We start from the raw sequence: 26,374 nt of genomic DNA, 5'->3' as shown, positions 1-26,374 counted from the left end.
ACAATGAATCTCCCGAAACAGTCCGGGACTGGCATGATGCAGAGTGTCGTATCAATATATCCGGTCGCTGTGCTGATTTGGGGCAAATATTCAAACAGAGAAATGAACATACGGAGATTTTTTTTACTTTTATGCAACTTGGTCGGCTATGCCTTAGGATTGCCGGCACAACAGACTGCCGTCAATCCGCTGATTTATGCCGATGTACCGGATATGTCGATGGTGCGGGTGGATGATACCTATTATATGAGCAGTACCACGATGCACATGGTGCCGGGGGTACCTATTATGAAATCAAAGGATTTGGTGAACTGGGAACTGGTGAGCTATGCGTATGATAGGTTGACCGACGATGTTCCTGCCATGAACCTGGATGACGGGCAGAATACCTACGGACGTGGCTCGTGGGCAAGCTGTATCCGCTATCACAAAGGGATGTATTATGTTTCCACTTTTGCACAAACCACCGGTAAGACTTATTTTTTCATGACACGCGATATTGAGAAAGGACCGTGGAAGCGTGTGGAGTTCGCACCGTCTTGTCATGACCATACTTTCTTCTTTGATGAAGATGGCCGGAATTATCTGATTTATGGCAATGGCAAGTTGTTTATTGCGGAACTGGAGGCAGATTTGTCCGGCTTGAAAACCGGTACGGAACGGGTGCTGTTGGAGAATGCCAGTGCTCCGGCAGGCGGTGATATTATGTTGGGGGCAGAAGGCTCGCAACTGTTCAAGGTAGATGGCAGGTATTATCTGTTCAACATCACTTGGCCAAGGAACGGTATGCGTACAGTGGTGGTGCACCGTGCCGATAAGATAACGGGACCTTACGAAGGGCGCGTTGTCTTTCAGGACCGTGGTATTGCCCAAGGCGGACTGGTGGATACGCCGGACGGACGGTGGTTTGCCTATCTGTTTCAGGATTGCGGTGCAGTGGGGCGCATTCCCTATCTGGTGCCGGTGCAGTGGGAAGACGGCTGGCCGGTATTGGGGGTGAATGGCGTGGCTCCCGACAAGTTGGAGCTTCCGGCAGGCAAGGGACTGATTCCGGGAATTGTCTGCTCCGACGAGTTCGTGCGCAAGGCAGGCGAGGCCGACCTGCCGCTTGTGTGGCAGTGGAACCATAATCCGGACAATGCCCTCTGGTCTGTATCGGCACGTAAGGGTTATTTGCGATTGACCACCGGTCGTTTGGAATCTTCTTTTATGCAGGCAAAAGGGACATTGACGCAGCGTACCATCGGACCGGTTTGTTCCGGTTCTGTCTGCATGGACGCATCGGGCATGAAGGATGGAGACTTCGCCGGGCTTTCGCTCTTCCAGCACAAGTACGGGCAGGTGGGTGTGAAGATAGTGAACGGAGAGAAGTGTATTGTGATGGTGAATGGAGAACTGGAAGAACCGGTGGAGGTAGAGAAAATTCCGTTAAGCAGGAATAGGGTTTATTTCAAGGCTGAATGTGACTTTAGAGACCGGAAGGATATCGGCTATTTCTACTATAGCCTGAACGGAAAGGAGTGGAAGCCGTTAGGTAGCCCGTTGAAGATGGAATATACCTTGCCGCATTTCATGGGTTATCGTTTCGCCTTGTTCAACTATGCTGCGAAAGAAATAGGTGGTTATGCAGATTTTGACTATTTCAGGATAGAAGACAGCATGCAGCCTGCGGATACCTGTCGGGATGTGGTATACAGTGGCATCAGTGCCTATTTTTCGCCGATTCGGGCGGGAGGGGCGCAGCCTGATGCCGAAGGATTTATAAGACGCTGGCTGCTGTTGGAGCCGATTGCCAAGCCGAATCGTAGTAATGCGGTTTTTACAGACAGCTATATAAGGAAAGCATTTACAACGGAATACTTTCCGAATCAGTTTACGGTTCTTCCCGAAGCGGGAGCGAAGGTCAGGGTGGGCAATCAGAAACTGACATGGCATGCTTTGGACAGCAAGAACTTCAATGTTAAACTATTCCGCTTTGCCCATGGACTGGATAAGAATGTATATGGCGTTCTGTTTTGGGCTGTGGCAGTGGTCAATTGTGCGGAAGACATTAATAATGTAAGGATGGCGGTAGGCTCCAATTCTGCATCCATGTGGTGGCTGAATGGAGAGGAAGCCATAGTACTTTCCGGAGACAGGCGCATGGTGAAGGATGATTGTGTATCACCCCGGTTGACATTGAAAAAGGGAAAGAATATCGTCCGGGGAGCGGTAATCAACGGTCCTGGGATGAGTGATTTTTGCGTTCGTTTTTTGGATGAAAAAGGACAACCCGTAAGAAATATTTCTGTCAGTTGTAAATAAGGGGCAGTTCATGGCTCTGTCCGGAATATGCAGTGGCACTACAGAGTATGCACTTCCAGGTGCTGTCTATTCAATTCCGAAACGAGTATTTAAATATTGAAATCATTATGATAGTAAGAAACAAATGGATAGGGGCTGTAGCCTTTATGTCGGCATTTTTTGTGGATACAGTTGTTGCACAAGTTGGAAAGCCGTTTATTCATGATCCTTCGACCATTGTGGAGTGTGAAGGAAAGTATTATACATTCGGTACGGGAGGAGGTGGGCTGATTTCCGAAGACGGATGGACTTGGAACAGTGGCGCGGTGAGACCCGGGGGAGGAGCTGCTCCCGATGTGGTAAGGATTGGTGACCGTTATCTGGTGGCTTATGGTGCCACCGGTGGCGGATTGGGTGGCGGACACAATGGCGTGATTTATACGATGTGGAACAAAACCCTTGACCCACAGTCTCCTGATTTCGGATATTCGGAGCCGGTGGCAGTTGCTTCGTCGGATGGTATCGAAGACAATGATGCCATAGACCCCGGGCTTCTGCTGGATCCTACCGATGGACGGCTGTGGATGTCTTATGGCACTTATTTTGGCTTTATCCGTCTTGTGGAACTTGACCCGAAGACGGGAAAACGTATGGAAGGAAATCAGCCGGTGGATATTGCCATTGACTGCGAAGCTACGGATTTGATTTATCGTGATGGGTGGTATTACCTTTTGGGTACGCACGGGACTTGTTGTGACGGACTGAATTCCACTTACAACATTGTGGTGGGCCGTTCGCGCAAGGTGACCGGTCCTTACATGGACAATGTAGGGAGAAGTATGCTTGAAGGAGGCGGCCGCATGGTGGTCGCTGCCGGAGGAAGAGTGGTGGGACCGGGACATTTCGGGCTTTTTGACCTTGGTGACGGAATACAGAAAATGTCATGCCATTATGAAGCGGACTTGGACCGAAGTGGAATAAGCGTACTGGGTATTCGTCCGTTGTTATGGAAGAATGGTTGGCCCGTTGCCGGTGACAATTTCAAAGAAGGTACTTATGAAATAGAATCAGAAAGAAGAGGATATGCCTTGGAACTGGCTGTGGATTTTGTAAGAATGCCGGGAGGCATGCGCTGGTTTGAACATACCGGACCTATAGAACCGATGGCTTCGCAAACTTTGGCGGATGTTATAGACACCTGGCCGACAGGAAACATCGGAGTGAGGGCAGGTGACTATATGTTCCGTCCGCATCAGCGGTGGACAATTACGGCTGTTCGCGATGCGGGAGGTTATTTGGGAGCGCCTTATTATAAAATTGTGATAGAAGGGACGGAGCGTGCGTTGGCGGCAACCGCTGAAGCGGAAGTTGTAACGGTTCCTGCATTTACCGGTGCACCCGAGCAGTTGTGGCGGATTGATCAATTGACGGATGGTACGTACCGGATTATGCCGAAGGAGATTCCCGGTTCGACGGAGAAGCTGGCACTGATATCTATTGGTGACAGTACGCCTACTCTTGCCAAGTTTGATAAAGATAGCGATAATTCCAAATGGAATTTTAAAGCTCATTGATAGTTCGCTTCTCTCTCTGTAGGTTTAATGCAGTTTTTCTCAGGTGCGAATTACACGGAACTTGGATTTATAGTAAAAACAAATTCGGGAGATTCCGTGCTATTCGCGCCTGCAGAATATCTTTTCCGGAAAATAGGCTTTCATCTGTTTTTATTCAACAATTCCTTTGTAGGACATTCATAGTTGCTGATAATCAGTTTGACTCTTTTCAAATCCTCCAATTCGTGTATAGGACGTTCCATCGACGGAGGAATGGGTAACTGGGAGTATTCCTGAAAATAGAGCAGGCAAGCATCTTTCCACCAGACAGCATCGCGTACTTGTGTCTTCAAGCGTGATTGTATATCTTTGAATCGTTCGCCGTCAACGTATTCCTCTATTTTATCCCATATTTTCTGGAACTCCCTTACTTGCCGTACGCCGTTGTCGTAGTGGCGGCAAAGTTCCTCCCATAGGGAATTTCCGCTTTTCATCCGGAACGTCCAAGGCACGTGGTGGAACCAGAGAAGATACTTTTCGGGGCACGTGGTCAAGTCGTCGTAGAGCCTGCAGAGTGAGTCAGGATATTGTGCAGTGGCATTACTGCCGGTGTGACTGCGGTTGAATCCAATTCCTATACTATCGGCATTATGATAATAGGACGGCATCCAGTCGGGTCGTGCGTCGGGAATGTTGCACCAAGGTTCGGGACCGTAGTGATGTCCCCAGGCAAAAATATGGTGTAGTCCTAATGGCATCATGTAGTTAACAACCGCTTCACGACTTTCGAGCATCATCTGGCTTGCCGGCCCAACAAAATTTTTCTCATTGCTGAAAGTCTGCCTTAACCATTCGTCTGCTATTTCTTCGGAAGAGATTGCCGGGTTCCAGGCCAGGCGTCCGAAAGCATACCAGTTGGCTTGTGCAAAGGGATGTCCGCACCAGTTTTTGTCTGTACCTATATTGGCAACACCTGCAACGGCTCTTAATGAAGAAGGTGCCACAAAGCGGAAGAACTCTTTCCACATGGGTGCCAGATAGGCAAGGTGGTTGGAATGTCCTAAGTATTCTTGGGTAATTTGAAATTCTGCCATGAGTGGAGTCTCGTGCATGGCTCCGAAGAGTGGGTTGTAAGGCTCACGTGGCTGAAAGTCTATTGGACCGTTCTTTACTTGCAAGATGACGTTTGAACGGAATTTGCCGTCCAATGGTTTAAACTCGGTGTATGCTTGTTTTGCGCGGTCGGTATCCGATGGATTATAGACGAAGGCGCGCCACATGACGATACCTTTGTAAGGTTTGAGGGCATCGGCCAGCATATTGGCGCCTTCGGCATGGGTGCGTCCGAAGTCGCATGGACCGGGTTGTCCTTCACTGTTTGCCTTCACAAGGAAACCTCCGAAATCCGGTATAAGTCGGTAGATTTCGCGAGTTTTGTCTTTCCACCAGCGAATGACTTGTTTGTCAAGTGGGTCGGCTGTATGCAACTTGCCGAGTATAATCGGGCTGGCAAAGTTGACGGAAAGATATACCCGTATTCCATAAGGGCGGAAGGTGTCTGCCAACGTCTTTACCTTTTCCAGATATGCCGTAGAAAGAATTTGGGGAGAAGCATTTACATTGTTCAATACAGTACCGTTGATACCGATGGAGGCATTGGCACGGGCATACGCTTCATATCTGCCGGAGGATGTGCCGGGCAGTTCTTCCCAATCCCAGAGCGACTGTCCGGCATAGCCTCGCTCTACGGTTCGGTCCATGTTGTCCCAATGGTTGAGGATGCGAAGGCTGTAGGCCGGATTCTCCGTGGAGGGACGGATGGGCAGTCCGCTTTCTTGCAGGCGGAGCAGGTGAAAGGCTCCATATAGCAGGCCGGTTGCAGAGGGGGAGCTCAAGACGAGCTTCTTCTCCGTGCATTGTATGCGGAAACCGTCCGGGGCAAGTTGCTTGTCTTTCTCTATCAGCAGAGCGACCGGATTTCCTTTCCAGGACTGCCGCAACTCTTCGGCGGCCAGATTCAAGGTTGCGGATGTGCATTGGGCCGATACCTCGACGGAGGCATTTGCCCCTTGACTCTGTCTTAACCACAAAAGGCTGCCATCTTCGGCAGCCATTTGGTTTGTAAAGAAGAAAACGATGCAGATAAGAGAGAAGAATCTGTATTTCATGATATTTTGTCTACTGTTGTTTATTCAGGATTTCCTTCTATGGTGATGATTTTTCCTTCGGAGTCATATTCCAGTTCGCAGACCTTGAGGCTGCGAAGCCATGTTTTTCCGTTGGAAGGTACGCAGTCGTGGTGGAAAAGATACCATTTCCCCTTGTATTCCGTGATGGCATGGTGCGTTGTCCATCCCACAACCGGGGTGAGGATGACTCCTTGATAGACAAAAGGTCCGTAAGGATTGTCACCGATGGCATAGCATAAGCGGTGCGTGTCGCCGGTGGAGTAGGAGAAGTAGTATTTTCCGTTGTACTTGTGCATCCAGCTGGCCTCGAAGAAGCGTCGTTCATTGTCGCCGGCTGTCAGGGGCTTGCCGTTTTCATCCAGAATGACTACCGGCTTCGGCTCTTCGGCAAATTGCAGCATGTCGTCGCTCAGTTTTGCCACGCGTCCCGGTATGGACGGTTCGTTGTCCGGGGGGAAGGCGGCGCTTTCCAGCGCCTTGTTGTCGCGGTAGCGTTGCAGTTGGCCGCCCCACAGTCCGCCAAAGTACATGTAGTAGCAGCCGTTTCCGTCATCCAGTATGGCGGGGTCGATGCTGTAGCTGCCTCTTATCGGGTCTGCCTGGGGTATGAAAGGCCCTTCGGGCGAGCCACTGACGGCAACGCCGATACGGAAGATGTCATTTTGGTCTTTCAATGGAAAGTACATGTAGTATTTGCCGTCTTTCAAGGCTACGTCACAGTCCCATAACTGGCGGCCTGCCCAAGGAATGTCTTCGGTGGCGAGCACCACTCCGTGGTCTTTGATTTCACCGTGCATCACGTCGTCGGTAGAGAAGACGTGATAGTCCTTCATGTTGAAGTGGTCGCCGTTGTCGTTTTCCGGTATGCCGCTCTCCCAGTCATGGCTGGGATAAATATAGACTCTGCCGTTGAATACATGCACTGCCGGGTCTGCCATATAGTCTTCCGGAACCAAATATCTCATTTCTTTCTTCATGGTGTATTATGTTTTAGGGTGTTTGCAACAGTTCGCGTACGAATGGTTTGGGCTGGTAATTGCGGTCGAACAGTAGCGGGTATTCCCGGCGGCCGCGCATGGGAAAGTCGTTTTTCCATGAGTCGCCGTCAGATATTCCCCATGCAGTGACGCGTGTGATTACATCTGCATGTTTCAGGAAAAGGTCGAAGAAGGACTTCATGCGTGCATTCCAAATGCGGCTGACACTGTCGGGCAATGTTTCCGGATAAGGATTCAACGCTTTCCGGTATGCTGCGGTGTCCGAGATGTTTGCCGTGTGGCTGACTGTGGGAAGGGCGCTCATGTCCCATTCTGTAATCATTACTTTGGCACCGGTGGCTGCAAAGGCGAGCAGGCTCTTCTCAAAGTCTTCCACCGTGGGATAGTCCATGCCCATATGTCCCTGCATGCCGACGGCATCGATGCGGATGCCCTTTTCTTTCAATGAGCGCACAAGGGCGGCCACTGAGTCACGGCGGCCCGGGACATTCATGCCATAGTCATTATAGTAAAGTTCTGCTTCAGGGTCGGCTTCATGGGCGCATTGGAAAGCATAGGGGATATACTCTTTGCCCAATATCTCATAGAATTTGGTTTTGCGGTATGAACCGTCTTCCATAATAGCTTCGTTTACCACATCCCATCCGTGTATGCGGCCTTTGTATCTGCCGACAATGGTAGATATATGTTCCTTCATGCGTTGCTTCAGAACCTCAGGTGAGACATTCTTTCCTGCTGAATCGACGCAGAACCAGGGAGCTAACTGTGAGTGCCAGATAAGGCAGTGACCAATGACGGCCATGCCATTCTCTTCACCGAAGTCTACCAAGGAGTCTGCCGGTGTAAGGTTATACCGGTTTTCCTCCGGATGGATGACCTCGCATTTCATGCAGTTCTCCGCGACGATAGAGTTGAAGTGATGTTTGGCAATGGCAATGGCAGCAGTGTCTTCGCCGGAGACTTGCCGTTGGTTCAACGCCGCACCGATGAGAAATTTATTGCCGAAGGCTGCTTTCAGTGAAGAAGATTCTTCCGAAGGCGTGGTGCGTTTTCCGCCGATGCAAGCCGTAACGAGTCCGGCAATGACAAGGGGAAGTAGTGTTTGTTTCAGTTTCATGTTTTCTCTTATTTCAGTTTCGTATGTTGTTCAACTTATTAGTAAACAAGGTGTCAGTTGACGAGTGGAAAACCCTTGAAAATGATTCTCACGCATCCTATCTTCTTTAATAAACCCGACACTCTTCCTTGTCACCTTGTCAACTGCGAAAGTTGAGCTTGCGAAACTTGAGTTAATAATCCGTTTGTTTTCTCCGTTCAGTCAGTTCAGCCTGCATTTCCTCATTGTAGGCTTTCGTGATGGGGTAGAAGTATAATGCAATGACTCCTATGAAGAATGTAGCAGCCGGTATCAGACTTGAAGAAAGTATTATGCCGTGGATGGCCGATTCTGTTTGTGCTGTGCCTGCTCCGCTGACATAGCCAAAACCGGAAAGCAGGAATCCCAGAATAGCTCCACCGATTCCAAGACCGGCTTTTAATGCGAAAACTACCCCTGCAAAAACGAATCCTGTGGCACGACGGTAATTTACATATTCCGAATGGTCTGCTACATCGGCAATCATAGCCCAAAGTAAGGGTACCGTTGGGGCGTAAGCAAGACTTTTCAGGAAATTTAGGACAAACATGGTTTCTATATCCGTTTCATTGGGGAAATAGAACAGTGCGGTAAAGATAGCTGTCAGTGTCAGACAGAAGATAAACACACGCTTCTTTCCATAACGGTTGGCTAGGAAGCTGGATAATAGGATCACTCCGAAGAATTGTACCAGTGCACCGACCATGTTGAAAACTCCAAAGCCTACTTCGTACGCTTTCTCCGGACTATTGACTATCAATCCGAAAGCATTTAGTATATTGTAGCTAAAACTTGCATTTGCTTCTACGGCTACCAGTCCCAATTTGTCGAGGAAAGTATATAGGGCATTGGCATCTACATAGTTCTCAAAGTAGTAGTTCATGGCACTTCCCCACATGGCTAAGGTGGTGAAAAGGAATAGGGTGAGGATGAACATGGCTCGCCAGGGAATACTGTGGAACACATCTCTTATATCTTTCCGGGTATCGGTCTTTTGGCTGGCGGGTGGGGTTATACGTTCTCGTGCAGAAAAAAAAGTAATGATAAAGAATATAAAACCGATTGCTGCAAACAGAGAGATTGTGCAAAGCCATCCGTGCCCTTTGTCACCATTTGCGCCGGCAAATTTACCTACAAGGGGCAGCGTTAAGCCTTGCACAATAAATTGTGCTATGGTAGCGGCTACAAAGCGAATGCTGGTAATGCTGTTGCGCTCTTTTATATCACTCGTCATGACACCGCCTAATGAGGCATAAGGGGTATTGTTGAATGAATAGAGAGTCATTAGTAGTGTGTACGAAATAGTGGCATATACTGCAACTAGGCTTTTGTCTTCAATGCCGGGATTATAGAAAGCCAATACATAGAATACCATGAACGGTAAAGCCGTCCATAATATCCAAGGGCGGTATTTACCCCAACGGGTTTGCGTCTTGTCGGATAAGATTCCCACGGTCGGGTCTACAAAGGCGTCGACAATACGGGCTATCAGCATGACACTGCCGGCAATGGCACCCTCCAAGCCGAATACGTCAGTATAGAACTTGGTTTGATAAATCATCATCATCTGGAACACTAAGTTCGCAGAGCAATCTCCGAGGCTATAACCTATTTTCTCCGAGATTGAAATTTTCTGGTTCATGTTGTTCATTATGGTATTAATCTGTTGTAAGTCAATTACTGTTGTAGCTTAACCTCCTTATTGTATTTTAGCGCAGTTTCTGCTGCACGTTGCCCCAACGTCTTCTTGTCCAGTGGATGTATGTCGTTCCACTCTCCCAGATCGCTGTTCTTGATGAGGTAGGTATTGGTGTTCATTTGGGCTGCCCTGGCTTGTTCGTGTCGCATTTCTGCCCAGGCTTTACGTCCCTGGATGTCATTCTTTGCAAGGAAATCTGCCAACTCGACAATGTAGAAAGGTAACTGCTCCGAATTGAAGGTGCGCCGCCAGTCGCTAATCATGGCCGACAATAATGCTGCGTATTCGTTGCGGCGTGAAACGTTGGACTCGCCTTGATACCACAATGCGCCGCATATGCCATAATTCTTGAGCGGTGCAATCATGGCGTTGTACAGACAAACCGGTTTGTAACAAAAGAACATCATCTCCGGAGCATCGGGCATCGGGGCTCCCAAACGATACTTCCATGTCGGTTTGAGATTGAGCTCTTTGGTTTGTTCCCTATCTGTTGCCTGATAAATTATTTTATAGGGCTTTTCTTTGACAAAACTTGGTTGGCCACCATTGCTGATGAGGCGTACAGTAATATTGTTTTGTCCGGTTTTGAGTACACCAGCCGGGATTCTGTAAATACGTGGTGGATACTGGTAAGTTGTATTGCCTATAAATATTCCATTTACATATACAGAGTCTGCATCAACGATGCATCCCAAGCGGAGGATGGCGTCACTTCCCGGCGCAATGTCGGTTATGGTAACATCCTGGCGGAACCAGTGGGAACCACCTATCGGATTCAGGCCATTGTTTCCCCAGTCGGCTGAGAACATGTCAACCTCTTGCCACGTATGGTCGTCATAGTTTTCACTATACCATGGCGTCGCTTCATGCAACCCTGCATCTCCACGGTACAGAGATTCGTTCCAATGACGGAATTTCTCATTTTTCACTTGCTTGATGTGCGTGCAGAAATTGTCGTCTTCATATTGCCGTTTGTCATTGATGTATAACGGGAATTGTCTCAGGCCTTCCTCGCTGACCCATGCTTCTATAGGGGTGCCACCCCAACTGGCATTGATGATCCCTATCGGAATGTTTGTCTTTTCATACATTGCTTTGGCGAAAAAATAGGCCAAGGCGGAGAAATCCATCACATTGTCTTGTGTCAGTGCTTTCCAGCTTGTTTGCGGCATATCTTCTTGTGGCGCATGGAAATTATAGACCTTTGGAATAATGATATGGCGTATCTTTTCATTGTTATAGCCGGCTATCTCATCGGCAAACATATCTGTTACGCGGCTTATGGGCAATTCCATATTCGACTGGCCTGAGCAGAGCCATACGTCGCCCACCAGTATGTTTCTGATTTCAATGTCGTTTATCAGCATGGAGTAAGGGCCACCGGCTTTCATGGAGGGGAGGGTTATACTCCACTGCCCGTCGGCATTTGCTGTGGCAGTGTAGATGTCTTTTAGTTTTTTATTTGTTGTGGAAGTCGGAAAAGTATCTTTGGTAAATCTTACTTGAATGCTTTCTCCTGCATCTGCCGTTCCCCATACTTTTATGGTTTGTTCGCGCTGCAATACCATTCCGTCTGAAATCAAGGCAGGCAACTTTACCTTTGCTCTCACCATCACGGTGCCACAAAGGCAAAGTAACACTGCCATTCCTAACCTAACTTTATTATAACCATTAAACATCATATCTTAATCCTCTTATATTTATTTGTAATCATATAGTACTACGTGTAGAATGCTGAAATATCCTATCGGAATTCTGACATGCCGTCCCTGGTGACTCTGGTCACCGTTCATCCGGCGGATATATCCGAGGCTTCCGTCTGCATTCACCTTCACTTCGTCTACAAATCCGATACCGCAACGCTTGCCATGCCATGCCGTCCTGCCACTTCCGGTTTTATTGTTTTCATTTCCTTTTCTTACGAAGCCGTCTTCGCCTAACACCTTGTGTGTTCCGGCAGTTGCTTTTTCTGTGTTTTTAGCAAACTCGATGACGATTCCGCTACCGGCTATTATATATTCGTTTTTCGATATTCTTAGCAAGATTCCTCCTCCCTCCGGCCATACATTGCCGCCTGTGGCACGAGCATCCCACGGCAGTGTGAAATAGTGGCGGCAGGTTATGGTCAAATCATCTTCTGTAATGATGCGCTCCTTGTTCTCTTGGTCGAAAAGCAATCCTTTCATCACTCCTTTGCCTTGATATCCGGTAAGCAATGGCATCAATTCCTTTAATTTCCCATAGCTTTGTACCAATGGCGCGTCTGCTGACTCAGGACTGTCTTCGATGGAGAAAGGACTGAAACCTATTGCGTCATGTTCGCCGAACACATAGAAAGCCCTTACCCCGTTATTGTCTGTCAACCGGATTTCAGGGATGAATAAAGGGTTGTTGTGCAGATGATATTGAGATACCCAGTTCGTGAAATCATTGTCATATAAGTCGGGGGCCAGAATATCAATATCGGGTGCTCCGCAATGCCATATATCAATCAAATGTGCTAACGGTCCGGCCGAAGGGTATTCCCCGGGTTTGCGTCCTCTGCTGTTCATGGCTGCATTGACATAGAGTGGCACATTGTAGATGGAGCGAGCGCTTTGTGCCAGTTTCCCTACATACTTGGCATAATTCCAGGCCATGAAGATTTCATCGGTATAGATGTCTGCGCCGAATACCTCTTGCCAGTTCCCTTCTCTCTTGCAGCCTTGTGCTTCCCATTTTTTCAGCAACCGGGGATGAAGGTCTTTTTTGTGCTTTTGCAGGTAAGATGCCAGTTCTTGAGGTATCGGGGCGCAAAAAGCGCTGTTGGCTTCCGGTGAATAATCGCGCGCGTCCTCCAGCATGCCGATTTCATTTTCTATTTGTATCATGATGACTGTACCTTCATCTCTGTCGGCGGCAGCAATGTGTTGTAGCCATTGGGTAAAAGCGCGTTGGTCGGCTTGCAGCACTTTATCGGAGAAAGCACTGGCTATTTCAAGGGGCTTACCGCTTCCGGTATGCGCCCGAGGGTATTTTTTGTCATTTTCTTTGAACCAAAGCGGCGCATAGCAACTCATGGAATTTTTCCATGTACCGAACCATAAAAAGACAACTTTTAGATTGTACTTGCGTGCTTGTTCCAAGACTTTATCGGTCAATGTGAAATCGAAATGTCCTTCTACGGGTTCCAGCAAATCCCAGTATGCAGGGACTAAAACGGTATTTAGTCCCATTTTCTGCAGTTTGGGAAAAATGCGTTCAATGTCTTGCGTGCTTGCTGCCGATGAATTTCCCAGTTCTCCGCCAAGAATAAGATAGGGAGTATCATTAATGATAAGTTGGGTGGCATTCCCTTGTCTCTGCAAACGGCTTTTCTGGGCACGGCCATATCCGGCTATCAATAGGTTTAATATTAAAAGTAAAAAGATTCTTTTCATCAATCCACAGCATTAGTTTGAACATTTCTATGAATGCAAAGATAGTGCTCTGTCCTTTAAAACAGGCTAAGGAATGTTGCACAAAACATAATATAGGTAACATGTGCTTTTGTGTATGTTACATAAACTTGTGTTTATCGTACATTTTGGACTTAGAGTGTCTTTAAGAATGCATTTGTTTCAATAAAATGAAGAAGTTTTTTACCTTTGCTTAATCTAACCATAATATCGAATACTAATATGAAAACACTTGTCCGGTATATATGTGCTTGTTCCATGGCACTTGTAATGTTTGTTCCATGTTCTCTTCTGATGGCTCAAACAAGGAATTTTTATTCCACAGAAAACGGACTGTCCAGCAGTTTGATAAACCAGCTTTTCCAGGATAGCCGCGGATTTATATGGGTGGCTACAGAATATGGATTGGATCGTTTTGACGGGCTTAATTTTTCCAATTATCGGCATGTACCCAATGATTCCGTTTCCTTGACGAGTGATTATGTCCGTACTCTTTTTGAAGATAGCCGTCAAAACTTGTTGATAGGTTGTATCAATGGTTTGATGGTGTACAACCGGGAAACGGATACTTTCCGGGAAATTCCTATGATACGTGCAGGCAAGCGGGTTGCTCCACATGTTACGCATTTGCAAGAAGTCCGTAGCGGTGAAATATGGTTGAGCACCAGTGGGCAGGGGTTGTTTCGTTTGGACAGTCTGCTGAGTCAGGCTGTATCTGTTGACAATCTGTTTCAGCAGGTAAATTGTACTTATCAATCTAAATTCTGTATTGATTCCCGTTCGGAAATTTGGATAGGAACGGATGGAAATGGGTTGGCCCGTTATATGCCGAAATCAAAGCAACTGCAGTTTTTCAAGTATCCTGCATTTAGTGATAATAATGTAACTTCCATTATAGAAGATCATTTGGGGAATATTTTCGTAGGTACACAAAAACAAGGAGTATCACGATATGATAATGAAACGGGAGAGATGGTATCTGTTTCTTATAGTGGATATGATGGGCAGCTATCTGTATATTGCATGGCTATAGTGGACGGACAGCTTTGGGTAGGAACTGATGGACAAGGAGTGAAAATCTATAATCCCTTGAAAGATCAATTGGAAGATTATCGGATAAATTCTGCATCGGTGGATTTTTCGAAAGGGAAGGTGCATTCCATCATGGAAGACAGGGATGGCAATTTGTGGATTGGCCTGTTTCAGAAAGGAATTGTTCTGGTTCCAAAGCAAGAAAATCCATTCGAGTATTATGGCAGCAAGTCTATTTATTATAATCCTATCGGACAAGGATGTGTAATGTCTGTTTTCCAGGATAGTAACCGGCATCTGTGGATCAGTGCTGATAATGAGGGCCTTTATGAATTGGGGATAGATGGCAGGCGTTTACGTCATTATCATCCTGACTATTCGGAGAATTCTGTGCCTAATGTTGTTATGTGTATATATGAAGATACGGACTATAATTTGTGGATAGGCTCTTATGGCCAAGGACTGGCTAAACTGGATAAAGCTACAGGGAAATGTGAGCATTTCCAACAGATAAACAACCCTATTGTGTATTCCATTGCTGAAGATAAGAAAAAGAATCTGTATTTTGGAGTATTTGGTTCCGGTTTTTATCAGTATAACCTGCAGTCTCGAAAACTGGAGCATTATGAATCCTCCAAAGATGAAAAAGGTGACTTGAAATGTGACGAATTGGTAAACGACTGGATAAACTATATTTTTTGCGACAGTGAAGGACTTGTTTGGTTAGGACATTATAAAGGAGTGAGTTGCTTTAATCCGGAAACGAAGAGCTTCTTGAACTATAAACAAACGAATACATTAATAACCGATTGCATAGGATATGCATTTGCCGAGGACCATGCTGGAAACATTTGGGCAGGAACTACAAATGGTCTTTATTGTTTCTCGAAGAAAACAGGCGAACTGAGACAATTCACAATTTGTAACGGATTGCCTAATAATGTGATTTGTGGCATTTGTGAAGATGAAGACGGGAATATCTGGGTCAGTACATATAAAGGCATCAGCAAATATGATGTAAAAAAGGATTTTTTCGTGAATTATTATTCCGGAGATGGCTTGCAGGGGAATGAGTTTACGCATGGTGCATACTATAAAGACGAGGATGGCAAAATTTATTTTGGTGGGATAAATGGCATAACCAGTTTTTCCCCTAGGAAGATAAATACTGATGCAAAAGAACTAAAGGTTTATATTACAGATTTTTATGTGTATAGCGATCCCGTGCATAAAAATACTCTTTCGGATGGAACTCCTATTATTTTTTCTTCGGTACAGGATGCTAATATTTTTCAACTTTCATATCGTGACAATACATTCAGTATTGCTTTCTCAACTTTGCAATATAATAATCCTGAGCAGATAGCCTATCAGTATAAAATAGATGAGCTTAGCAACCAATGGGCTGTAACGGAACCTGGAGTGAATCGTGTTACATATAATAATTTGTTTCCCGGTAAATATACTTTCCGCGTACGTGCTCTTAATCATGGTAATTATTCAGAGGTGCGTACTATCAAAATATTGATTGCTTCGCCTTGGTATAAAACCTGGTGGGCGTATTGCATTTATATTGGACTGGCAGCATTGCTTGTGTGGGGAATTGTAAACAATGTGATGTCACGTGTGCGGTATCGTCGTGAAATAATGAAGCGTGAACATGACGAGCAGTTGAATGAAGCAAAATTGCAGTTTTTTATAAATATATCCCATGAGATTCGTACTCCGATGACTTTAATCATCAATCCATTGGAAAAACTGTTGGCAGGAGAAAACAAGGGGGAATTACATAAGACATATCTGATGATATACCGTAATGCCCAACGCATTCTTCGGTTGATTAATCAGCTGATGGATATAAGGAAATTAGACAAAGGACAGATGTTCATGAAATTTCAGGAAACGGATATGATCGGCTTTATTATTGATGTGATGCAGCCGTTTGAATATATGGCACATAAAAAGAATATAGACTTTGCTTTTATACATGATATGCCTCAGCTAAAAGCATGGATTGATTTGAATAATTTCGATAAAGTTTTGATGAATGTACTTTCCAACGCTTTTAAATATACTCCGGAAGGTGGGAAGATACAAGTCAGTCTTTCTATAGGCAGAGATGTCTCTTGCAAAGATGCATTGCAGAATTTTTTTGAAATTGTGGTTACAGACAGTGGCATTGGCATTGATAAAGATAAAATAGAACGTATTTTTGAACGTTTCTATCAAATAGACAATGATGTGACAAAGTCGAATTTCGGAACCGGCATCGGTCTGCATTTGTCCCGCTTGCTGGTCCGGTTGCATCATGGAAATATTCATGCTGAAAATAGAGAGGATGCTTCAGGCAGTCGTTTCATTATTCGCATGCCGTTGGGTTCCGGACATTTAAGAGCCGATGAAATGGTGGAGGCTGCATCTTTTGCCGTTTGCCCCCAAGTGCCGAACTCTAAAGAAGAGTATATGGACGATGTTGACGAGAAGCAAGCCGGCAAGCCTAAAACCCGTCAAAGGGTGTTGGTGGTCGAAGATGAAGAGGAAATCAGGACTTATCTGAAGCAGGAACTGTCTGATGAATATAAAGTGGCAATTTGCTGTAATGGTAAGGAGGCATATGATTACATTCTGAAAGAAATGCCCGACTTGGTAATCAGTGATATAATGATGCCTGAAATGGATGGTTTGGAATTGTGCCATAAACTGAAACAGAATACTAATATAAATCATATTCCTATTGTATTGCTGACTGCAAAATCAAGGGTAGAGGATACGTTGGAAGGAATGGATACAGGTGCCGATGCCTATATTGTGAAACCTTTCAATACGGAATATCTGAAGAGTACTATTGCCAATCTGATAACGAATAGAAGATTGTTGCGCAATAAGTTTAGCGGAGCCCAGCAACAACAAGATAAAATAGAGAAAATTTCAATGAAATCGAATGATGAGATATTGATGGATAGGATTATGAAGGTGGTGAACAAACATTTGGATGATCCGGAACTCAATGTTGAAATGCTTGCTTCGGAGGTAGGGCTTAGTAGGGTACATGTACACCGCAAATTGAAGGAACTTACTAATCTGTCTACACGCGATTTTATAAAGAATATTCGTTTGTCGCAAGCAGCATCTTTGTTGGATCAGAATAAGAAAATGACAATATCAGAAGTCGCTTATGCCGTGGGATATACTAATTTGTCGCATTTTTCTAACTCTTTCAGAGAAAAATATGGCATGTCTCCCAAGGAATATATGAACAAGCCTCAGTAGATAAGAATTATTTCTCCCTTTTTTCTTTTCATTCCTTCATTTATATTCATATATATGTTTGGATTCTACTTGTAAGAGGTAAGTAAATGGGGCTTTTAAATTGTAATAAACATTAAGGGGTTGCCCAAAAATGGACAACCCCTTAAAGTAATTATAAAGGAAAGCTTCTTTATTTTGAGGCTTCACCAAGCTCACTGCTCTTCTTGTTTTTCATCAACAGATATGCGATAGGAGATGCTACGAACAAAGAAGACAATGTTCCGAATACAACACCCAGAATCATAGCGAATGCGAAGCTGCGGATGGAATCACCGCCGAGGATGAAGATACACAGCAACACAATCAAGGTACTTAGTGAAGTATTGATAGTACGTGCCAAAGTTGTATTCAGTGAGTCATTGAACAATTGGAACTTGTCGCGCTTCGGATAGAGACCGAAGAATTCACGTACACGGTCGAAGATTACCACCTTGTCATTGATAGAGTAACCGATAGCTGTCAGGATGGCACCGATAAAGGTCTGGTCGATTTCCAGAGAGAACGGCATCCAGCCCCAACAGATAGAGTAGGCACCCAGGATGATGATGGTATCACAAGCCAATGCGGCTACTGAACCGATACTGTATGCAATATTGCGGAAACGGATCAGGATATAGATACCGATGGCAATCAATGCAAGTACAACGGACCAGATGGCTGAAACCTTGATATCGTCTGCGATACTCGGACCTACCTTCTGGGAACTGATGATACTTCCGCCCGTATGGTTTTCGCGGTCGATGAAGGTTTCCAAAGTGATGTTCTGAGTCAATACCGGCTTCAGAGTCTCATACAGATATGCTTCGATTTCAGAGTCGATGTTGTTACCTTCTTCTTCAATGCGGTAGTTCGTGCTGATACGTACAGTCTTGCCGTCTGTACCGATAGCGATAACGCTGACATTGGCATCGCCGAACTTGCTGGAGATAAGTTCACGAATCTGTTCCGGTTCCACTTTGTTCTCAAACTGTACCTTGAAGTTACGTCCACCGGTGAAGTCGATGCTCTGGCTCAGTCCACGGGTAGCGAGGAAAGCGATGCATACAACTACGGCAGCTCCGGTGATGGTCAACCACAGCTTGTTTCTGCCCATGAAGTCGAAGTGTACGTTCGCCATTAGGTTCTTGGAAATCTTGGAAGAGAATGTCAGGTTCAGCAATTTGTCTTTGCCCATGAAATAATCATAGAACAGACGTGTCATGAACACGGCAGTAAAGAACGAAATCAAGATACCGATAATCAGTGTAGTGGCAAAACCGCGGATAGGACCTGTACCGAAGTTGAACAGGATGATACCGGTGATGATAGACGTCAAGTTGGAGTCGAAGATAGCAGAGAAGGCGTTGGAGTAACCGTCAGCCAATGCTTTCTTCACACCCTTGCCTGCACGGAGTTCTTCTTTGGTACGCTCGTAAATCAATACGTTGGCATCCACAGCCATACCCAGCGCCAACACCATACCGGCAATACCGGACATCGTCAATGCTGCCTGGAAAGAAGAAAGGATACCCAACGTGAAGAACAAGTTCAGCACCAAAGCACCATTGGCAACCATACCCGGAATGAATCCGTACATAGAGCACATGTAAACCATCAGCAGAATCAATGCTACGATGAATGACATGATACCGGCATTGATGGAAGCTTGTCCCAGTGAAGGACCTACGATATCTTCTTGTACGATGTGCGCAGGAGCTGGCATCTTACCTGATCTTAACACGTTTGCCAAGTCTTTTGCTTGTTCCGGAGTAAAGTGACCGGTAATCTGTGAGTTACCACCAGTGATTTCATTGTTTACGTTCGGTGCGGAGTAAACGTAACCGTCCAGCACGATAGCGATGCTCTTGCCGATATTCTGCTTGGTGAGCTGAGCCCAACGGCGTGCACCGTCAGTGTTCATGGACATACTTACGGCAGGTTTACCGTAATGGTCGTATTCGTCTTTGGCGCTAACCACTACATCACCTTCCAGAGGCGCCTTGCCGTTACGTTCTGTAGAACGGATGGCATAAAGTTCGAAAGTCTGAGCTTTCGGATCATATTCATAAGGAGATACTCCCCATTTCAGACGCAAGTCTTTCGGCATTTCGGCTTGAACTTCCGGCATGGAAAGGTATCTGTTGATTTCAGCTGTATCCTTGTAGTTGGCATAGGCTACAACAGGACCTTGTCCGCTGGGGTTGACTTGCAAGATTGCGAACAGCGGGTGTTCTTTCTTTATTTGTGCAAGGTCAGCGGTTTGTGTCTTGTTTTCACCCTTTAAAGCAGCGGCAAGACTGTCGGCTGTGCTGGTAGCTTGGGCTACGGCAGGAGCTTCGGTAGCTGCGCTGTCTGCCTCTTCTGCCGGAGTTTCGCTTGCAACGATGGCACGCAACTTGGTGTCGGCAGCTTGCAGATAGGGAGTAACGTCTTTTGCTGTGTATGTTTCCCAGAATTCCAGATTGGCGGAACCTTGTAATAATTTTCTTACACGTTCAGGTTCTTTGATACCCGGAAGTTCTACCATGATACGGCCCATTTTGTCTTCCAGACTCTGGATATTGGGCTGAACTACACCGAAACGGTCGATACGGGTACGAAGTACATTGTAGGAGTTGTCAACAGCTGCCTTTACTTCTTCGCGCAATACTTTCTCAACTTCCGCGTCGGTAGATTTCTGAGTTACCTTGTCTTTTAATTGTTGGGTTGCGAACAGTTGTGAAAGAGGAGCACCCGGAGCAAGCTTGTGATACTCTCTGACGAATAGGGTGATCACGTCATCCTGGCTTGTGGTAGCTTGTTTGGCGGCAGTGACCAATGCTTGGTTGAATGCTTCGTCAGTCTTGTTGTCAGCCAATACTTTGATGACATCGGGTACGGAAACTTCAAGGATGACGTTCATACCACCCTTCAAGTCCAAACCTAAACTGATTTCCATCTCACGACATTGTTTCAGCGTCCAATTGCCGAAATACACTTTCTCATTAGCCAGAGAATCGAGGTAGTCCTGCTCTACTTTCACATCGCCTTTTGCAAACTCTTTGGCCTTACTTGTGTAATGGCGAGTTACAAAAGAGAAGGAGAGATAGAACACACACACCAGTGTGAGCAATATCGCAAAAACCCTTACAAATCCTTTGTTTTGCATGTTACTTTTAGTTTATTATGATTACTTTTTAATTAAATTCTGTTGCATACAAGGCTGCAAATATAGCTTTTTTTTCACAAATCTTACTTCATACCGCGATTTTTTAACATCGGGTCTAATTGAGGCTCAGTTCCTCTGAAGTTTTTATAGAGAGTCATCGGGTCTTCGCTGTCTCCTTTTTCCAGAACATTCTGGCGGAAGAGGTCGGCTGTCTGCTTGTCGAAGATACCGTGTTCCTTGAAAGCTTCGAAGGCATCGTTGTCCAGAACATTGGCCCAGAGATAGCTGTAGTAGCCTGCAGCATAACCGCCGATGATGTGGTTGAAGTATGTGGTACGGTAGCGGGGAGCTATTTCCGGAATCAGCCCCAGTTGGTCCATCGCTTCTTTTTCGTATGCAACGACATCAAGACCTTCGGTATCAGTCAGGTTATGCAGGTTCATGTCGAGGATGGCGGCGGCCAGCAACTCGGTAGTCATGAAACCCTGGTTGAACGTTTTCTGGTTCAGTATCTTTTCAATCAGGCTGTCGGGAATGACCTCGCCGGTCTTGTAATGCTTGGCATACATTTTCAATACTTCGGGTTCGGTAGCCCAATGCTCGTTGATTTGAGAGGGGAGTTCCACGAAGTCGCGTACGACATTGGTGCCTGAAGTACCTTTATACTGGCATTGGGTCAATAATCCGTGCAGGGCATGGCCGAATTCATGGAACAAAGTTTCCACTTCGTCGATAGTCAGCAGGGAAGGAGTGTCGCCTACGGGCTTGGTGAAGCTGCATACGTTGCATACCAATGGACGTATGCTGCCTTGTTGTTCGCGGTAATTGCTCATCCAGGCACCACCGCTTTTGCCGGGACGGGGGAAGTAATCTACATAGAAGATACCTACTTGTGAGCCGTCTGCGGCTTTCACTTCAAACACTTCTACATCGGGATGATAGACGGGGATACCTTCGAGCTTTGTCAGCGTGATGCCATAGAGCTTATTGGCAACGGCAAAGGCGCCTTCACGTACGTTTTCCAGTTTGAAGTAGGGCTTAATCTCTTCTTCTTCGAGGTTATATTTCTCCTTACGGAGTTTTTCGGTGTAGTACCACCAATCCCATGCTTCCAGTTTCTCTCCTTTGCCTTCCTTGTCCATCAGCTTTTGCAGTTCGGCTGCTTCGGCTTTTGCTTTGGGGAGTGCATAACTCCACAAGTTGTTGAGGAAGTCCATCACGGCGGTGGAATTCTTTGCCATTGTATTGTCCAATACAAAGTTGGAGTAACAGTCGAAACCCAGCAGTTGCGCCTTTTCAAGTCTCAGGCGTACGATGTCGGTAATGATTTTCTTGTTGTCGTTCTTGTCATTGTTATTGCCGCGGTTGATGTAGGCCTTGTACATCTGTTCGCGTAGCGGCCGGTTAGCAGAGTATTGAAGGAAAGGCAGGCGGCTTGCATTATGGAGGGTAAACAGCCATTTGCCTTCCTGTCCGGTGGCACGGGCTTCAGCCATGGCGCTTTCGCGGAACCATTGGGGAAGTCCGGCGAGGTCTTCCTCTTTTCCTACATAAAGCTTGAAGTCGTTGTTTTCGTTCAGGATGTTGTTGCTGAACGTGATTCCGAGTGTGGAAAGCTGCTTGTTGATCTCACGCAGACGGGCTTGTTTGTCGGCCGGAAGATTGGCGCCGGAACGGATAAATTTCTTATGGGTTTTTTCCAGCAGCCTTTGTTGTTCGCGGGTCAGGCCGAGAGCATCTTTCTGGCTGTAGACAGCATCCACTTTCTTGAAAAGCTCCTGGTTGAGGGAGATGTTGTCTTCGTGTTCGGCCAATGTCGGAGCCAGTTTCATGGAAAGGGCTGTCAGTTCATCGGTAGTTTCGGCCTCCGTCAGGTTGAAAAATACACCACCTACACGGTCCAGGGTGGGAGAGCTGTTGTCAAGGGCAACAATGACATTTTCGAAAGTAGGGGCTTCCGTATTGTCAATGATGGCTTGGATGTTGGCATTTTGCTCTTCCATGCCTTTCTGGAATGCGGGTTCATAGTGCTCCAACTTGATTTTATCGAATGGAGGCACGCCATTGGGTGTTTGAAACTCGGTAAGGAACGGATTGCTTTCCGTCTGGGTGGCACAGGAGTACATCATACAACTTACTGCTAAAATTAGAATACATTTCTTGAACATTGTTTTCTAAGTATTAAATGGTTAAGTATTAATTTTCAATATCTCTTAGTGATATAGCACCATATCGGATAGTGGTCTGACTCTTTGATGGAACGGTCTACTGTACAATTGTAGGCTCTCAGGTTCTTGCTTGTCAGTATGTTGTCTATCCGGAAATAGAATCTGTTCTGGTTGTAGGAGATGCCCAGCCCCCGTCCTGATTGGGTGAATGCGTCGTCCAAATCCTGGGCGATGGTGCGGTGGGTATAGGAGATGGGGGTATCGTTGAAATCGCCGCATACAATAATGTAAGGATGCGGTGAAGCGGCTATTTCATGTGCAATAGTGTCAGCTTGCGGGGCACGGATGGCCGATGCTTCTGCCAGCTTGCGTATGAGCAGGCGTGCGCCGCTTTTCACTTTTTCCTTTTCGGGAGATTTCAGCATGTCTTCGTACACGACTTTATCGGCTTTGGTCAGCTTGTTGGACTCCAGATGATTGTTGATGAGGGTAACCGTGTCTTCCCCAATCTTGATTTCATAGAGTACCGAACCGTTGTATTCGCTGGGATAATCCAATATGCGTGACGAGAGAATCGGAAATTTAGAGTAACATGCTATCTTGTTGGTATGTCCCTTTCCGCTACCCACTGTGTTGATGCGGTGGTATGGATATGCCTTGAGTTCCCGCTCTACGTCTTTTTGCGAAAGATGCTTTGAGGATTGTACTGTGGAATATTCCTGCAGACAGAGGATATCGGCGCCACTTTCCTTCAAATAGGTCAATATCGGGTTTTTGCCATCTTGTTTGGCGGCACCGTCAAATCCCATAATGTTGTAGGAGAGCAGTTTGATACTTGTTTCCGGTAAGTGGTCTGTATGGAAGTTGATGGGCAGATAGGTGCGTATCTGCGAATAGCAGAGCAACATCCCTATTAGGGGCAGCAAAGCCGACCTATAGCGCTGGATGACCAGCCAAAAAATGAGGAAGCCGGCATTTATCATCAGGAACACGGGAAATGTCAGCCCCAGGCACGATTGCACCGGATGTGTGACCGGCTGGATGTGCGGACTATAGGCGGTGAACAGTAATAGGCCCGTAAATAAGGCATTGACCGCTAAAATCAGGAGAGCGACAAAATTACCGAGATGCTTCATTATAACAGTTGAAAATTGAAAGGTGAAAACTGAAAATAAGAGTGGCGGTTATATTCTCATTTTTCATTTTCCGTTTTCCATTTTCCATTGGTTTAACGTTTACTCGCGTCGAACAAGCTTTTCTTTTCCTCTGTAGTAAGGCTTTCGTATCCCGATTTCTTTAATTTGTCGAGAATGCGGTCTATCTCGTCGGATTGGGCTTTTTTCCGTGCGTTGTAATCATAATCTTTTTGTTTGCCAGTACCGTAGTGTACTTTCATTTTCGGCTTTCTAGGTTTGAAGCTGACGATGGAAACTAAGGTATCCAGACATTTGTTTATCCATGAGGTCAGGTCACTACCTTTGCTGAGGCTGGCGGCAAACCATACCCCTGCCAGCGCACCTCCTAAATGTGCGATGTGTCCACCGGCATTGCTGGAGGTGATGAACAGTAAATCGGTGCCTATAACGATGAGTGCCAGGTATTTCAGCCGGATGGTTCCGAACAGCAGTAGCCGTATCGGATAGTTGGGCTCGCGATAGGCGGTGGCGGCTACAATGGCAAGTACAGAGGCAGAAGCGCCCAGCATGAAAGAATAGTCTGTCATGGGACGGAAATACGGGAAAATGTTATAGGCGGCCATATAGAGCAGACCGCCGCAAATTCCTCCCAGAATGTATACACCCCGGAGATGCTTTGCAGAGAAGAAACTCAGGAACAGTGCACCGAACCAGTAAAGCCACAGCATATTGAAAAGAATGTGCATGAATCCTGCATGCATGAACATATATGTCAGTAGTGACCATGGTTGCAGGATGAAGCGTAGGACTGATGCCGGCAGTTCCAACCATTCGAATACGCCTGCTATACTCCGGTTGAACAACTGGAACATGACTTCGGTTAGCGTAGTAAGTATGAATACCGCTACATTGATGTAAATCAGTTGGATATAAATGTTCCCCCTACGGAAGGTTTCTTTCAAATCAGTTATAATAGTAGCCATTTCCTCTATTCTTTTTTCTCCAGTACATAATTAGGATAAAGCCGAATACCATACCACCCAGATGTGCGAAGTGAGCCACATTGTCTCCTGCACTGTTTGCAAATCCGGCATAAAGTTCAATCAAGGCATATCCGATAACAAAATATTTGGCCTTGATGGGAACCGGTAACGGGAAGATGAACATTTGCTGGTTGGGGAACAACATGCCGAATGCCAGCAGAATGGCGTATACTGCTCCCGAAGCTCCCACGGTAGTCATCATATTGAGATATTCCTCCATCGGGATGATGGCCATGCCAGTATTTACGCTGTCATAGGCGGAAAGTACTGTCTCATAATGAATATACTGTACCACCTCCTGGATAATTCCGGCTCCTATACCGCACACCAGATAGTAGAACAGAAATCGTTTTGGCCCCCATACCTGCTCTAAAATACGTCCGAACATCCATACAGCAAACATGTTGAAAAATATGTGCGCGAATCCGGCGTGCATGAACATATATGTTATCAATTGTGCTGCATTGAAATCTTCGGCAAGGAAAAAATGCAATCCCAGATATTGGGCGAGGTCGATGCCGTAGCTTTGGGCGACGATGGTACCCAGAAACATCAGCACATTAATGATTAAAAGGTTCTTGGTTACAGTAGGTATAGTATTCATAATCTGTTGTTTCAATTCATTTTACAGTTCAAAAACAGTTGCCTGTTTTTGCTTTCTCCGGCAAAAATACGAATAAATTCTGTTCTATAACAGAAAAAGCAGATTCTATTCCTTCTTTTTCGTTGTTTTCCAATATTTTTTTAATGTTTTTATTTGATATTCAGAAATATTGCTCTATTTTTGTGGAGGTTTGTGATGAAAAGTAAAAATATCTTTTGTGTAACATATTAATTAATTTTAAGCATTATGAATAAGGCGGAACTTATTAGCGCTATGGCAGCGGAGTCTGGTTTGTCAAAGACTGATTCAAAGAAAGCATTGGATGCATTTATCGCATCAGTCACTAAGGCAATGAAGGCCGGTGATAAAGTATCATTGGTTGGTTTTGGAACTTTCAGTGTGGTGGAAAGAGGAGCGCGTATGGGTATCAACCCCTCTACTAAAAAGCCTATCGAGATTGCTGCAAAGAAAGTTGTTAAATTCAAACCAGGTACGGAATTGACAGCTGAATAAGAACAGTATACTCAACATACAAAGAGGGGACGTTTTACAAGGAGCGTCCCCTCTTTGTATGTTGAATATCTTGTGAGGCCATAAAAACAAGCCTGCTTGTTTTGTACTGATTTCGGTTTACGCTATCTTTGCACGCAGGAAAATACAT

Annotated in this window: 15 protein-coding genes; 4 read left to right on the top strand and 11 right to left on the bottom strand. The window is 45.8% G+C overall.

All coding sequences use genetic code 11. The annotated features are described in order from the left end of the window. Positions 1 to 3 precede the first annotated feature (3 nt). Complete coding sequence (locus tag CSD97_RS04330) at positions 4 to 2,304, top strand: glycoside hydrolase 43 family protein (RefSeq protein WP_005834409.1); 2,301 nt, start codon at positions 4 to 6, stop codon at positions 2,302 to 2,304. A 146-nt stretch (positions 2,305 to 2,450) separates the two neighbouring features. Beyond that, on the top strand, positions 2,451 to 3,857 hold the full coding sequence (locus tag CSD97_RS04325) for a family 43 glycosylhydrolase (protein ID WP_085929913.1): 1,407 nt from the start codon (positions 2,451 to 2,453) through the stop codon (positions 3,855 to 3,857). A 140-nt stretch (positions 3,858 to 3,997) separates the two neighbouring features. On the opposite strand, the gene CSD97_RS04320 is transcribed toward CSD97_RS04325, so the two are convergent. The 6 genes from CSD97_RS04320 to CSD97_RS04295 form a co-directional block, all read right to left on the bottom strand. Then, positions 3,998 to 6,004 carry an alpha-glucuronidase gene (locus CSD97_RS04320; RefSeq protein ID WP_005834412.1) on the bottom strand — a complete coding sequence of 669 codons (2,007 nt, stop codon included), beginning with the start codon at positions 6,002 to 6,004 and terminating at the stop codon, positions 3,998 to 4,000. A gap of 20 nt (positions 6,005 to 6,024) precedes the next feature. After that, positions 6,025 to 7,002, bottom strand: coding sequence for a glycoside hydrolase family 43 protein (locus CSD97_RS04315; protein ID WP_005834414.1), 978 nt, complete (start codon positions 7,000 to 7,002; stop codon positions 6,025 to 6,027). Positions 7,003 to 7,015: 13 nt separating this feature from the next. Continuing rightward, the gene (locus tag CSD97_RS04310) at positions 7,016 to 8,140 is read right to left on the bottom strand and encodes an endo-1,4-beta-xylanase (RefSeq protein ID WP_005834416.1); all 1,125 of its coding nucleotides are present in this window, start codon (positions 8,138 to 8,140) and stop codon (positions 7,016 to 7,018) included. Positions 8,141 to 8,312: 172 nt separating this feature from the next. After that, positions 8,313 to 9,809 carry a glycoside-pentoside-hexuronide (GPH):cation symporter gene (locus CSD97_RS04305; RefSeq protein ID WP_005834418.1) on the bottom strand — a complete coding sequence of 499 codons (1,497 nt, stop codon included), beginning with the start codon at positions 9,807 to 9,809 and terminating at the stop codon, positions 8,313 to 8,315. Between the two features lie 26 nt (positions 9,810 to 9,835). Further along, a complete protein-coding gene (locus CSD97_RS04300) occupies positions 9,836 to 11,539 on the bottom strand; it encodes a sialate O-acetylesterase (protein ID WP_005834420.1) in 1,704 nt (567 codons plus the stop codon). 18 nt (positions 11,540 to 11,557) lie between these two features. Next, positions 11,558 to 13,276 (bottom strand): DUF5597 domain-containing protein, encoded by a 1,719-nt coding sequence (locus CSD97_RS04295; RefSeq protein WP_005834422.1) that lies wholly within the window; start codon positions 13,274 to 13,276, stop codon positions 11,558 to 11,560. Positions 13,277 to 13,516: 240 nt separating this feature from the next. Between CSD97_RS04295 and CSD97_RS04290 the strand changes: the two genes are divergently transcribed. Continuing rightward, entirely contained in the window at positions 13,517 to 17,596 is a 4,080-nt protein-coding gene (locus CSD97_RS04290; protein WP_005834426.1) for a two-component regulator propeller domain-containing protein, read from the top strand. Between the two features lie 169 nt (positions 17,597 to 17,765). On the opposite strand, the gene secDF is transcribed toward CSD97_RS04290, so the two are convergent. From secDF to CSD97_RS04265, 5 genes are all read right to left on the bottom strand, one after another. Then, entirely contained in the window at positions 17,766 to 20,762 is a 2,997-nt protein-coding gene (secDF, locus tag CSD97_RS04285) for a protein translocase subunit SecDF (RefSeq protein ID WP_005834428.1), read from the bottom strand. Positions 20,763 to 20,845: 83 nt separating this feature from the next. Beyond that, on the bottom strand, positions 20,846 to 22,930 hold the full coding sequence (locus tag CSD97_RS04280) for a M3 family metallopeptidase (RefSeq protein ID WP_005834430.1): 2,085 nt from the start codon (positions 22,928 to 22,930) through the stop codon (positions 20,846 to 20,848). A gap of 35 nt (positions 22,931 to 22,965) precedes the next feature. After that, positions 22,966 to 24,066, bottom strand: a complete 1,101-nt coding sequence (locus CSD97_RS04275; protein ID WP_005834432.1) for an endonuclease/exonuclease/phosphatase family protein — start codon at positions 24,064 to 24,066, stop codon at positions 22,966 to 22,968. A 92-nt stretch (positions 24,067 to 24,158) separates the two neighbouring features. After that, positions 24,159 to 25,049 carry a rhomboid family intramembrane serine protease gene (locus tag CSD97_RS04270; RefSeq protein WP_005834433.1) on the bottom strand — a complete coding sequence of 297 codons (891 nt, stop codon included), beginning with the start codon at positions 25,047 to 25,049 and terminating at the stop codon, positions 24,159 to 24,161. Beyond that, positions 25,030 to 25,713, bottom strand: a complete 684-nt coding sequence (locus tag CSD97_RS04265) for a rhomboid family intramembrane serine protease (RefSeq protein ID WP_005830648.1) — start codon at positions 25,711 to 25,713, stop codon at positions 25,030 to 25,032. The genes CSD97_RS04270 and CSD97_RS04265 overlap by 20 nt, the downstream gene beginning before the upstream one ends. Positions 25,714 to 25,959: 246 nt before the next feature. Here CSD97_RS04265 and CSD97_RS04260 point away from each other — a divergent pair, with 246 nt between their 5' ends. Continuing rightward, positions 25,960 to 26,226, top strand: coding sequence for an HU family DNA-binding protein (locus tag CSD97_RS04260; RefSeq protein WP_005830643.1), 267 nt, complete (start codon positions 25,960 to 25,962; stop codon positions 26,224 to 26,226). Positions 26,227 to 26,374: the final 148 nt, after the last annotated feature.

The sequence above is a fragment of the Bacteroides sp. AR29 genome (assembly GCF_900217715.1).
Classification (GTDB): Bacteria; Bacteroidota; Bacteroidia; order Bacteroidales; family Bacteroidaceae; genus Bacteroides; species Bacteroides uniformis.
Note: the sequence above shows the minus strand (reverse complement) of the source record. Positions and strands in the feature narration are given on the sequence as shown.